The following is a 13,082-nucleotide window of genomic DNA, read 5'->3' as shown; positions in this document are numbered from 1 at the left end:
TAAAAAAAGCCGCAACATTGTGCGGCTTTTCAGATAATTGTGAAGCTTACGCGTAGCCGTAAGTCATCAGACGCTGATAACGACGGTTGAGCAGGTCTTCTTTGCTCAGGACGTCCAGATCGGCCAGGTCAGCCAGCAGCTGGGCTTTCAGGGAAGCAGCCATCACTTCCGGCTTACGATGCGCGCCACCCAGCGGTTCCGGGATCACGGTATCGATCAGCTTCAGCTCTTTCAGACGTGGGGCAATGATGCCCATCGCTTCTGCGGCCAGCGGCGCTTTATCAGCGCTTTTCCACAGAATGGACGCACAGCCTTCCGGAGAGATAACGGAATAGGTGCTGTACTGCAGCATATTCACTTTATCGCCCACGCCAATGGCCAGCGCACCACCTGAACCACCTTCACCGATGACGGTACAGATGACCGGCACCTTCAGGCGGGACATCTCGCGCAGGTTACGGGCGATGGCTTCAGACTGACCGCGCTCTTCCGCGCCCACGCCAGGGTATGCACCCGGGGTGTCAATGAAGGTGATGATTGGCATGTTGAAACGCTCAGCCATCTCCATCAGACGCAGGGCCTTGCGGTAGCCTTCTGGTGCAGGCATACCGAAGTTACGACGGATTTTCTCTTTGGTTTCACGCCCTTTCTGATGACCAATGATCATCACCGGGCGTCCGTCCAGACGCGCGATACCGCCGACGATAGCTTTGTCGTCAGCGTATGCGCGATCGCCTGCCAGTTCGTCAAATTCGTCAAACGCCAGGCGGACATAATCCAGGGTGTACGGACGCTGTGGATGACGCGCCAGCTGGGCGATCTGCCATGCGCCGAGATCGGCAAAGATTTTGCGCGTCAGCTCTACGCTTTTTTCACGCAGACGATGCACTTCTTCGTCGATGTTAATATCCAGTTTTTCATCCTGACGGCTTACCGCTGTCAGAGAATCGATTTTCGCTTCCAGCTCAGCAATCGGCTGTTCGAAATCAAGGAAATTCAGACTCATAGTATTCCTGTATTAGTCAAACTCCAGTTCCACCTGCTCCGAACCAATGAGGCCACGGAGATCGTTCAGTAAACGATCGCTCGGAGAGACACGCCACGTTGCACCAAAGCGCAACCGCGCACGTGCATCCGCCCTCTGATAGTAGAGATGTACTGGAATTGTCCCCGAGCGGTGGGGTTCCAGAGACTGACGGAGTCGGTTTAAAAGCTGGTCATCAATTTGCCTGTCCGTCAGCGAGATAGCAAGCCCGCGAGCATATTTTTCCCGGGCTTCGTCAATGTCCATCACTTCGCGGGCGGTCATTTTAAGCCCCCCGCTGAAGTCATCAAAGCTGACCTGTCCGCTGACGATAAGTATGCGGTCTTTTTCCAGCAATTGCTGGTATTTATCCAGCGCGTCGGTGAACAACATCACCTCCAGACGCCCGGAACGGTCATCCAACGTACAGATGCCGATACGATTGCCGCGCTTGGTGACCATAACCCTTGCAGCAATCACGAGCCCCGCAGCCGTGGTAATTTTACCACGTTCTGTCGGATGCATGTCTTTTAGCCTGTGGCCGCCGACATAGCGCTCAATTTCTTTGATGTACTGGTTGATCGGGTGACCCGTCAGGTACAAGCCTAACGTTTCACGCTCGCCATCCAGCACGACCTGTTCTGGCCATGGCTGGCAGTTAGAATACGACTGCTCAATCTGCTCCGGCTCCTCCGCCAGCACACCGAACATATCTGCCTGCCCAATGGCTTCCGCTTTCGCGTGCTGGTCCGCCGCTTTCAGGGCATCGCCGAGGGAGTTCATCAACGCAGCGCGGTGCGGCCCCAGCCTGTCGAACGCGCCGGACATGATCAGCTTTTCCAGTACGCGGCGGTTCAGTTTTTTGGTATCGGTACGGGCGCACAGATCGAACAGCTCGCGGAAATAGCCGCCGTTGTTACGCGCTTCGATGATCGCCTCGATCGGCCCTTCACCCACGCCCTTGATCGCACCGATCCCGTAAACGATCTCCCCGTCGTCGTTGACGTGGAAATGGTAAAGCCCCGAGTTAATATCCGGCGGCAGGATCTTAAGCCCCATGCGCCAGCACTCATCCACCAGGCCAACGACCTTCTCGGTGTTATCCATATCGGCAGTCATTACCGCCGCCATAAATTCAGCAGGATAGTGCGCTTTCAGCCACAGCGTCTGGTATGAGACTAGCGCATAGGCGGCAGAGTGGGATTTGTTAAATCCGTACCCGGCGAATTTCTCCACCAGGTCGAAGATTTTCATCGCCAGCTCGCCGTCAACGCCGTTTTTCTTCGCGCCGTCTTCAAAGATGGAGCGCTGCTTGGCCATCTCTTCCGGTTTTTTCTTCCCCATAGCACGACGCAGCATGTCCGCGCCGCCGAGGGTATAACCAGAAAGCACCTGAGCAATCTGCATGACCTGTTCCTGGTACAGGATGATGCCGTAGGTCGGCTCCAGTACCGGTTTCAGGCTTTCATGCTGCCACTGCACGTCCGGGTAGGAAATCTCTTCGCGACCGTGCTTACGGTCGATAAAGTTATCTACCATCCCCGACTGCAGCGGCCCCGGGCGGAACAGCGCCACCAGTGCGATCATATCTTCGAAGCAGTCAGGCTGCAGGCGCTTGATCAGGTCTTTCATGCCGCGGGATTCAAGCTGGAAGACCGCGGTGGTCTCCGAGCGCTGCAGCATGTCGAAACTTTTCTTGTCATCCAGCGGGATGGCAGCAATGTCTATCGGTTCAAGGCCCTGCTTTTCCCGGCGCGGGTTGATCATCTTCAGTGCCCAGTCGATGATCGTCAGCGTACGCAGGCCGAGGAAGTCAAACTTCACCAGCCCGGCGTATTCCACGTCGTTCTTATCAAACTGAGTGACTGGATGCTCACCCGCTTCATCGCAGTAGAGCGGCGCGAAGTCGGTAATTTTGGTCGGAGCAATAACCACGCCACCTGCATGCTTACCGGCGTTACGCGTGACGCCTTCCAGCTTGCGCGCCATGTCGATCAGGGCTTTGACTTCTTCGTCAGCTTCGTAGATTTCCGGCAGCTGAGGTTCGGCTTCAAACGCTTTTGCCAGCGTCATGCCCGGATCGGGCGGCACCAGCTTAGAAATACGATCGACGAAACCGTACGGGTGGCCGAGTACACGCCCCACGTCGCGGATAACCGCTTTCGCCGCCATGGTACCGAAGGTAATAATCTGCGATACCGCGTCACGGCCATACATGTCCGCTACGTGCTCGATCACCTGATCGCGTTTCTCCATGCAGAAGTCGACGTCGAAGTCGGGCATGGAAACACGTTCCGGGTTGAGGAAACGTTCGAACAGCAGGTCGAATTCCAGCGGATCGAGGTCGGTAATTTTTAATGCATACGCCACCAGCGAGCCCGCACCGGATCCACGTCCCGGGCCTACCGGCACCCCGTTATCCTTCGACCACTGAATGAACTCCATAACGATCAGGAAGTAGCCGGGGAAGCCCATCTGGTTGATAACCTGAAGCTCTATATCCAGACGCTCGTCATACTCCGGACGACGTTTTTTACGTTCTTCTTCATCCGGGAAGAGGAATTCGAGACGCTCTTCCAGACCCTCCTTCGATTTCATGACCAGGAAATCTTCCGTCGTCATGTCACCCGTCGGGAATTGCGGCAGGAAGTATTCGCCGAGGCGCACGGTGACGTTACAGCGCTTGGCAATCTCTACGCTGTTTTCCAGCGCTTCAGGGATATCGGAAAAGAGCTCGCACATCTCCTCTTCGCTGCGCATATACTGCTGCGATGAGTAATTACGCGGGCGCTTTGGATCGTCAAGGGTGAAGCCATCATGGATCGCCACACGAATTTCGTGGGCGTCAAAATCGCCGGATTCCAGGAAACGCACATCATTCGTCGCCACCACGGGCAAACCGCGCTCTTCAGCCAGCGCAACAGCGGCGTGCAGATAGCTCTCTTCGTCCTGGCGGCCGGTGCGGATCATTTCCAGATAGTAACGATCCGGGAAATATTCTTCATAAAACGAGACGCACTGATCCACCAGCGCGCTGTTGCCACGCAGCAGGCATTTGCCGACGTCGCCCATGCGGCCACCGGAGATCAGCAGCAGCCCTTCGTTCAGTTCCGCCAGCCAGTCCCGGTCGATCCACGGGCCCAGCGCACCATAGCCGCGCTGATAGGCTTTCGAAATAAGCAGAGTGAGGTTCTGGTAGCCGGTGTTGTTCATGGCCAGCACGGAAATTTGCGTCAGTTCATCGCCGATGAGATCGCTCTGCACATGAAAATCCGCACCGACGACAGGCTTCATCCCCGCGCCATGTGCCGTTCCGTAGAACTTCACCAGGCCACACAGGTTGGTAAAATCGGTGATCGCCAGCGCAGGCATGCCAAGCGCGGCCGCCTTTTTTACCAGCGGCCCGGTCTTCGCCAGCCCATCGATCATGGAGTAGTCGCTATGCACCCGCAGGTGTACGAAACGTGGTTCAGCCATCTTCAGATTCCGCGTTACTTAATTGCTTGCGTATTGATTCAGGACACCCGTCCCAGCGCGCGTTTCACCGGGCCAAAGCTGCGCCGGTGATGTTCAGTTGCGCCATGTTCAGCCAGCTTTTCCAGATGGAAAGCCGTAGGATACCCCTTGTGCTGGGCGAAGCCATACTGAGGGTAAGTGAGGTCCAGCGCGGCCATATCAGCGTCGCGTGTCACCTTGGCAATAATAGATGCTGCGCTGATCTCGGCGACACGGCTATCGCCTTTGACGACCGCCATCGAAGGCATCGGCAGTGCCGGACAGCGGTTGCCGTCAATCAGGACATATTCCGGGGCAATTTTCAGGCCCGCTACCGCGCGCTGCATCGCCAGCATTGTAGCATGCAAAATATTCAACTCGTCGATTTCATGCGGCTCAGCGCGCCCCAGGCTCCAGGCCAGAGCCTTCTCCTGAATCTCACTGAACAGGGCCAGTCGACGTTTTTCGGATAATTTTTTTGAGTCGTTTAGCCCGACGATCGGGCGGGCGGGATCGAGGATCACCGCGGCGGTCACAACAGCCCCCACTAACGGGCCACGACCGACTTCGTCCACCCCTGCCACAAGATGCGTGTGAGGGTATACAAATTCCATCATTTTGCTAACTCCAGAACTGCATCGGCCGCTTGCTCATCTGCATTGCAGCGGATCAGTTGATGCAGTTCACGGAAGGTATCATGCATCTGGTGGCTGGTCTTGCCGTTGGCGAGCAGCGGCAGCAGAGCCTCCGCCAGCGCCTGAGGCTGGCACTCATCCTGTAAGAGCTCTTTTACCAGCTCGCGCCCGGCAAGCAGGTTTGGCAGGGAGACATAATCCGTTTTCACCAGACGTTTTGCCAGCCAGAAGGTAAACGGCTTCATACGATAACCGACCACCATCGGGCATTTCGCCAGCATACATTCCAGCGCAGCCGTGCCAGAGGCCAGCAGTGCGGCATCGCTCGCAAACATCGCTTCCCGACCTTTCCCGTCCAGCAGGCGGACGTGAAGATCCGGGGCGACTTCCGCTTTAATGCGTTCGAACTGCTCGCGGCGTTTGGCATTCACCAGCGGCACGACCACTTCAAGTTCGGGATACGTCTTGCGAAGAATCTGCGCGGTTTTCAGGAAATCAGCGCTCAGCATCTCCACTTCTGCGCCACGGCTTCCTGGCAGCAATGCCAGACAGTGCACATCATGAGGGATACCGAGCACGTCGCGCGCCGCGTTTTTATCCGGATCCAGCGGCATCGCATCCGCCATGGTATGACCGATAAAACGGCACGGAACATTAAATTTGTCGTAAAACGCTTTTTCGAAAGGCAGAAAAGCCAGCACCAGGTTGGTGGACCGTCCAATTTTGAAAACGCGTTTCTGTCGCCACGCCCAAACGGACGGACTGACGTAATGAATGGTTTTGATGCCCTGCTTTTTCAGATTACCTTCGAGGGTAATGTTGAAGTCGGGTGCATCGATACCGACAAACACATCGGGTTTGAGCTCGGTAAAGCGGCGGGTAAGTTCGGCACGAATATGCAGCAAGCGTCGCAAACGCCCCAGCACCTCAACAATGCCCATCACGGCCAGCTCTTCCATTTCATACCAGGCTTCACAGCCTTCGGCCTGCATCAGCGGGCCAGCCACGCCAACAAAGCGGGCGTTAGGTACGCGAGCTTTGAGCGCGCGGATGAGACCGGCACCAAGAATATCGCCGGAGGTTTCTCCGGCGACCAGGGCTATCGTAAGCGGACGACTGTCGACCATTAACGAATCAGACCCCTTGTTGAACGGTCAAAGAACTCCATGAACGCGTTCACTTCCGGGAACTTATCCGCCAGTTCGGCAATGTCCGGCTTCGCCTCTTCCAGCGTTTTACCGCTACGGTACAGCAGTTTGTACGCGTTACGGATGGCAGTAATCGCTTCGCGACTAAAACCACGACGCTTAAGGCCTTCGATGTTCACGCCAAACGGCGTGGCATGGTTGCCCTGCGCAATCACATACGGTGGGACGTCCTGCGCCACACCGGAGCAGCCACCGACCATCACGTGTGCACCAATGATGCAGAACTGATGGACTGCGGTCATGCCGCCAATAATTGCGAAGTCATCAACAGATACGTGTCCTGCCAGCGTTGCGTTGTTGGCAAGAATACAGCGATCGCCCACGGTACAGTCATGCGCAATATGCGCATTCACCATAAACAGGTTATCGCTACCCACCTTCGTCAACCCACCACCCTGTACTGTTCCACGATGAATGGTGACGCTTTCGCGAATACGGTTACGATCGCCAATTTCCAGACGGGTCGACTCACCAGCATATTTCAGATCCTGGTTAACTTCGCCGATGGAAGCGAACTGATAGATCTCGTTATTGCTGCCAATGGTCGTATGACCATTCACGACAACGTGAGATTTCAGTACTGTACCCTCACCAATTTCGACATTGGGTCCAACAATACAGAACGGGCCAATGTGAACGTTGGCACCAATGATGGCGCCGGTTTCCACAATAGCAGTAGGATGAATAAAGGCGGATTTATCAATCACGTATCAGGACTCCCGGCTACGAGCACACATCATCGTCGCTTCGCAAACAACTTTGCCGTCAACCAGCGCTACGCCTTTGAAGCGAGTCAGGCCACGACGCGTTTTTTCAAAAGTGACTTCCATGATCATCTGATCACCAGGCACGACAGGACGCTTAAAGCGCGCTTCATCAATACCTGCGAAGTAATAGAGTTCACCTGGCTCCAGTTTACCGACGCTTTTAAACGCCAGAATACCGGTAGCCTGAGCCATCGCTTCCAGAATCAACACACCCGGGAAGATAGGCTTACCCGGGAAGTGTCCCTGGAAGAACGGTTCGTTCACGGAAACATTTTTCACTGCGCGCAGAAAACGACCTTCTTCAAAATCCAGCACACGGTCTACCAGCAAAAACGGGTAGCGGTGCGGCAGAAGTTCTAAAATCTCTTCAATATGCAGAGTATGAGTGTCAGTAGTCAAAATACTCTTCCTGTCAAAATGTACTGATAACAATAATAACACGGCCTGCCGGTTTATTAGAAAGCCGACAGGCCGGGAAAGATAGCGTTAAACGGGTGACGTTTAGTCTTGTTGATCGATCTTACGCTCAAGAGACTTGAGTCGCTTGCTCATATCATCAATGTTCATCACCAGTGCTGCTGTTTTACGCCATACCTTGTTGGGTTGCAGCGGAATGCCCGAGGAATAGACGCCAGGTTCGGTGATCGGACGCATCACCATGCCCATGCCCGTCACCGTCACCTTGTCGCATATTTCCATGTGGCCATTAATCACGCTCGCACCGCCAATCATGCAATAACGACCAATTTTCAGGCTGCCCGCCATGATGACGCCCCCCGCAACTGCGGTATTGTCGCCAATCACAACGTTATGCGCAATCTGGCACTGGTTATCGATGATAACACCATTGCCAATGATCGTGTCGTCGAGTGCACCACGGTCGATCGTGGTACAGGCCCCAATCTCCACGCGATCGCCAATAATAACGCGACCAAGCTGCGGGATCTTAACCCAGTTACCGCGATCGTTCGCGTAACCAAAGCCATCAGAACCAATCACGGTGCTGGACTGGACGAGGCAATTTTCGCCGATTTCAACTTCATGATAAATGGACACATTGGCCCATAAACGGGTTCCTGCGCCGATTTTCGTATTTTTCCCAACGAAGCACCCCGGGCCAATCACGACGTTATCACCCAGCATAACGCCAGACTCGATAACCGCATTCGCACCAACGGCAACGTTGTTACCAAGCTTAGCCGTCGGATCGATTGCTGCACTGGCAGCAATGTTCTGAGCCGGCTGCGGCGTGGTATCAAGAATTTGAGCCATGCGTGCATACGTCAGGTAGGGGTTTTTCACTACCAGTGCACTTCCAGTGGCAAAGGGAAGATCGTCCTGCGTCAGAACAACAGCTGACGCCTGGCATTGAGCCAGTTGTTCACGGTACTTAGGGCTTACCATGAAGGTAATCGTGCCAGCTTTAGCAGATTGCATGGACGCAACAGCGGTGATGACGATATCGCCATCACCGTGTAATTCTGCATCCAACTGCTGAGCTAAATCAGCCAGTCGAATTGAAGGCATTACTTATTTAACCTGTTTCAGAACATCAGCGGTGATGTCTTTAACATCGCTGCTGTTGAAAGCAACGGCATTCGCATCAACAACCAGATCGATGCTCTGATCGGCAGCCACTGCTTTAACAGCAGTCTGAATGCGAGTGACCAGCTTGCCACGCTCTTCGTTAGAACGACGCTGACGATCCTGCTCGAAAGCCTGCGCTTTCTGAGAGAAGGTCTGGCGCTGAGCCATAACGTCTTTTTCCAGTTTGCTGCGATCGCTTGCTTTCATGGTAGAACCATCACGCTGCAGACGCTGCATTTTGGACTGAAGATCGCCTTCCATACGCTGCAGTTCGCTCGCACGGCCTTTGAATTCGTTTTCCAGCGTTGCAGAAACACCCGTTTTCTGTGCAACCTGCTGGAACAAATTACCCATGTTGACGATTGCGATTTTGTCTGCTGCCTGAGCAGAAGTTGCCATCGCTAAACCGAGACCTGCAGCTAATAACCACTTTTTCACAATTAACTCCTTACCATCCCATTGGCACCAGAAGGTACCGTTCTTTGCGTGGCAAGGCGACCGTTTTACCGATCGCCGGTTGTCAGCGCTACACTGCCAACGCATTCCTTTGCAGCGGATTATTACCAGGTTTTACCAATGTTAAACTGGAATTGCTCCGCTTTGTCTCCATCGTATTTCTTAAACGGCTGGGCGTAAGAGAAGACCAACGGTCCCAGCGGTGACATCCATTGTAATGCGATACCAGCAGACATGCGAATATTGCTCGGATCGCTGTAGTCCGGAACGCCAGCATCACGCATCTGTGCAGTATTCTGCCAGTTGGTGTCCCACACCGTACCGGCATCCCAGAAGAAGGACGTACGGACGGAGTTCGCGTATTTATCACTGATAAACGGCGTTGGTGTGATGAACTCGAGGCTGGCCACGGCCATGGCGTTACCGCCCACTGCATCATCAGAGCTACACACTTCGGAAGATGAAGATTTATAGCAGTTATCTTTATCGTTACCGCCGTAGTAAACCGCTTTCGGACCAATGTTGTTGGACTGGAAGCCACGCACGGTGCTGGAACCACCCGCGTAGAAGTTCTCGTAGAACGGCAACTCTTTACTGCCGATACCATCACCATAGCCCCAACGGGTACGACCCAGAACGACCCACTTGTGGTCATCATCAATTGGGAAGTAGGACGCGGTATCCAGGGTTACCTTGTAGAACTCATTGTCAGAGCCCGGAACGGTCACTTTACCGTTCAGGTTGACGCGAGAACCTTCCGTTGGGAAGTAACCACGGTCGAGGCGGTTATAGGTCCAGCCGTAGTTGAAGGTGAAGTCATCCGCGGCGAAGCCATTGTTATCACTGGTTTTACTCGCAGACTGGCCGATAGAGTCCAGATAACGCCACATCGCCACCTGAGGTTGCATGTTGGACAGGTCGTTATGCACGTAACCTAAGCCCGCACGCAGGGTGTTATATTCGTTAACCGGGAAGCCGAGCGTTCCGTCTACACCATAGCTCTTGTTGGTATAGGAGGAGAGATCCGCGTCGTCTGCTTTAAAGTCGTTATAGAAGATACGACCGCCCAGGCTTACACCGTCAACGGTGAAGTATGGGTTGGTAACAGAGAACTCAGAGTAGGTCTGGTAGTCGTTTTTGGTGCCGTTAATACCGACAGAGTAACCTGTACCCAGCCAGTTATCCTGCTGGACGCCAACCTGGAAGCTCACGCCACTTTCAGTACCGTAGCCCACACCGAAGTTGAAGCTACCGGTGTTACGCTCTTTCACCTTATACACGACATCAACCTGATCCGGGCTGCCGGGTATACGCTGCGTTTCCGTGTCCACGGTTTCGAAATAGCCCAGACGGTTCAGACGCTCTTTACCCTGGTCAACGAGGTCGCTACCCAACCATGCCCCTTCCATCTGACGCATTTCGCGACGCAGAACGGAGTCTTTGGAGGTATCGTTACCGACGAAGCGGATCTTACGCACGTAGAAACGGTTACCCGCATCAACGTTAACATGCAGCTTAACGGTTTTATCCGCGTCGTTGATTTCCGGCTGTGTTTGTACACGCGGGTAAGCATAACCATAGCGGCCGAGCAGCTTCTTAATGCCGTCTTCCATTTTGGTGACTTTAGAACCGCTGTACAGATCGCCCGGCTGAATTTTAGTCAGCGCTTCAATTTCAGCTGAATGCCCGGCCAGGTTACCACTGACTTCAACACCGGAAAGCTTGTACTGATCGCCTTCAGTGATGTTAATCGTGATGTAGATACCTTTCTTGTCCGGTGTCAGACTGACCTGAGTCGAATCAATGTTGAAACGGGCGTAACCGCGATCCAGATAATAGCTGCGCAGGGTTTCGAGATCCCCCGCCAGTTTCTGTTTCTGGTATTTACGATCGCCAACCACGTTCCACCACGGCACTTCATCGCGCAGCTGGAAAGTGGAGATCAGTTCGTCGGTGCTAAACGCGTGGTTACCCACGATGTTGATCTGCTGGATCTTCGCGGAAACACCTTCCTGGAAGACCAGCTTCAGGTCAACACGGTTACGTGGGAGCGGCGTAACCACCGCTTTCACGCTGGCACTGTATTTACCGACGCTGTAGTAGAAGTCTTCCAGACCTTTTTCAATGTCTGAAAGGGTTGTGCGGTCCAGAGATTCCCCCACACGAACACCGGATGCTTCAAGGTTTTGCTTGAGCATGTCATCTTTCACCGACTTGTTACCGGAGAAAGTGATACTGGCGATCGTTGGACGTTCTTTTACCTGTACCAGCAGCGTATCACCATCGCGCAGGACGCGGACATCCTCGAAGTTGCCGGTGGCAAACAGAGCACGGATGGTGTTACTGATATCTTCATCATTAACCGTATCGCCGGGGCGCACAGGCATACTGAGGAGGGCCGCACCAACGGCGACACGCTGAAGGCCTTCGAAATGAATGTCTTTCACTACGAACCCGTCAGCACCGTATACGGTGGCGCTGCTAAACAGCAGCGACGCTATGAGCAACTTTTTCATCGCCATCGTTATTATGCGTTCTTCCTAACTAACTCTCTTACAACCGAGAGAAATCATTGAAAAGTGCAAGCCCCATTAACAGCACCAGCAAAATCGAGCCGATGCGGTAACTAAAGTCTTGAACTCGCTCGGATACCGGTCCGCCTTTTAGCTTTTCAATCGCTAAAAACAGCAGATGACCCCCGTCTAACACGGGAAGCGGGAACAGGTTGATTATCCCAAGGTTCACGCTAATGAGCGCGAGGAACATGAGATAGTAAATCACCCCGAATTCCGCTGACATCCCAGCCCCCTGAGCAATCGAAATTGGCCCACTGAGGTTGTTCAGTTTCACATCACCGGTTATCAATTTCCCCAACATGTTGACCGTCAGCTTCATCAGTTGCCAAGTTTTATCCGTGGCTTCAAGGATGGCGCTGAACGGCCCATACTGGCGTATTGTCTTGTACTCATCTGGCAGCGGGATCACTTTTGGCACAACGCCTGCGAACCCTTCTGCCTTTTTGCCGACCGACTTCGTATCCGGGATCAGCGTCAGCGAAAGCGGACTGCCTTGCCTTTCAACTTCCAGCGCGAGGGACGTCCCCGGATTATCGCGCACCAGAGTAACAAAGGTCATCCACTCTGTTAATGGTTGACCATCGACTTTAACGATCCTGTCGCCCGCTTGCAAACCCGCTTTGCTCGCCGCCGAATTTGGCTGGACTTCAGCTAATACCGGCTCAATCTGCGCACCGCGGGGACGGATACCCAGCGCTGCGACGGGATCTTCTTTATCGGGCTCGAAACGCCAGTGGCGTAAATCCAGTACTTTGTCCTGACGCGCGTCTGACCCAAACGGCGATACGCTGAGGGTTGTCTGCGCATCGCCAATTTTGGCTACCAGTTGCAGTCGCACGGCATCCCAATCAGGGGTTTCGATGCCATCAATCGCTTTAAGTTCCATCCCGGATGTAATTTGCGCATTCGCCGCGATAGAGTTGGGCGCAATTTCCCCCACCACCGGACGCACACCAGGGACGCCGATAATAAACACCAGCCAGTAAGCGAAAATTGCAAAGATGAAGTTGGCTACCGGTCCGGCAGCAATGATGGCAGCGCGTTGTCCAACGGTTTTGTTGTTAAACGCACTGTGTCGCAGCTCGGGTGCGACAGGCTCGACGCGTTCGTCGAGCATTTTGACGTAGCCGCCAAGCGGGATAAGTGCAATGACAAATTCCGTGCCGTGACGGTCGGTGCGCGTCCAGAGTGATTTGCCAAAACCAATGGAGAATCGCTCTACCCGCACACCACAACGGCGAGCAACCCAGAAATGGCCAAATTCATGCACGGTAATCAGCACACCCAGTGCAACAATGAACGCCGCCAGATTCCAGAGAATGCTCAGCATAAAA

10 protein-coding genes are annotated in these 13,082 nt (G+C 54.0%); all 10 read right to left on the bottom strand.

All coding sequences use genetic code 11. The annotated features are described in order from the left end of the window. Window positions 1-46: 46 nt before the first annotated feature. Complete coding sequence (gene accA / locus G0034_RS04180) at window positions 47-1,006, bottom strand: acetyl-CoA carboxylase carboxyl transferase subunit alpha (protein WP_013095666.1); 960 nt, start codon at window positions 1,004-1,006, stop codon at window positions 47-49. Window positions 1,007-1,018: 12 nt separating this feature from the next. Continuing rightward, window positions 1,019-4,501 carry a DNA polymerase III subunit alpha gene (dnaE, locus tag G0034_RS04175; RefSeq protein ID WP_179120540.1) on the bottom strand — a complete coding sequence of 1,161 codons (3,483 nt, stop codon included), beginning with the start codon at window positions 4,499-4,501 and terminating at the stop codon, window positions 1,019-1,021. A gap of 38 nt (window positions 4,502-4,539) precedes the next feature. Next, window positions 4,540-5,136, bottom strand: coding sequence for a ribonuclease HII (gene rnhB, locus G0034_RS04170; RefSeq protein WP_179120539.1), 597 nt, complete (start codon window positions 5,134-5,136; stop codon window positions 4,540-4,542). Next, window positions 5,133-6,281, bottom strand: coding sequence for a lipid-A-disaccharide synthase (gene lpxB, locus G0034_RS04165; RefSeq protein WP_179120538.1), 1,149 nt, complete (start codon window positions 6,279-6,281; stop codon window positions 5,133-5,135). Before lpxB ends, rnhB begins: the two co-directional genes overlap by 4 nt. Further along, a complete protein-coding gene (lpxA, locus tag G0034_RS04160; protein ID WP_014882637.1) occupies window positions 6,281-7,069 on the bottom strand; it encodes an acyl-ACP--UDP-N-acetylglucosamine O-acyltransferase in 789 nt (262 codons plus the stop codon). Before lpxA ends, lpxB begins: the two co-directional genes overlap by 1 nt. 3 nt (window positions 7,070-7,072) lie before the next feature. Then, on the bottom strand, window positions 7,073-7,528 hold the full coding sequence (gene fabZ, locus G0034_RS04155; RefSeq protein WP_010426706.1) for a 3-hydroxyacyl-ACP dehydratase FabZ: 456 nt from the start codon (window positions 7,526-7,528) through the stop codon (window positions 7,073-7,075). A gap of 102 nt (window positions 7,529-7,630) precedes the next feature. Next, entirely contained in the window at window positions 7,631-8,656 is a 1,026-nt protein-coding gene (lpxD, locus tag G0034_RS04150; RefSeq protein WP_179120537.1) for a UDP-3-O-(3-hydroxymyristoyl)glucosamine N-acyltransferase, read from the bottom strand. A gap of 3 nt (window positions 8,657-8,659) precedes the next feature. Further along, the gene (gene skp, locus G0034_RS04145) at window positions 8,660-9,154 is read right to left on the bottom strand and encodes a molecular chaperone Skp (RefSeq protein ID WP_014882635.1); all 495 of its coding nucleotides are present in this window, start codon (window positions 9,152-9,154) and stop codon (window positions 8,660-8,662) included. 122 nt (window positions 9,155-9,276) lie between these two features. Next, complete coding sequence (bamA, locus tag G0034_RS04140; RefSeq protein WP_179120536.1) at window positions 9,277-11,694, bottom strand: outer membrane protein assembly factor BamA; 2,418 nt, start codon at window positions 11,692-11,694, stop codon at window positions 9,277-9,279. Window positions 11,695-11,725: 31 nt separating this feature from the next. Next, on the bottom strand, window positions 11,726-13,078 hold the full coding sequence (rseP, locus tag G0034_RS04135; protein WP_014882633.1) for a sigma E protease regulator RseP: 1,353 nt from the start codon (window positions 13,076-13,078) through the stop codon (window positions 11,726-11,728). Window positions 13,079-13,082 lie beyond the last annotated feature (4 nt).

It is taken from the genome of Enterobacter sp. T2, assembly GCF_010692925.1.
GTDB classification, from domain to species: domain Bacteria; phylum Pseudomonadota; class Gammaproteobacteria; order Enterobacterales; family Enterobacteriaceae; genus Enterobacter; species Enterobacter kobei.
Note: the sequence above shows the minus strand (reverse complement) of the source record. Positions and strands in the feature narration are given on the sequence as shown.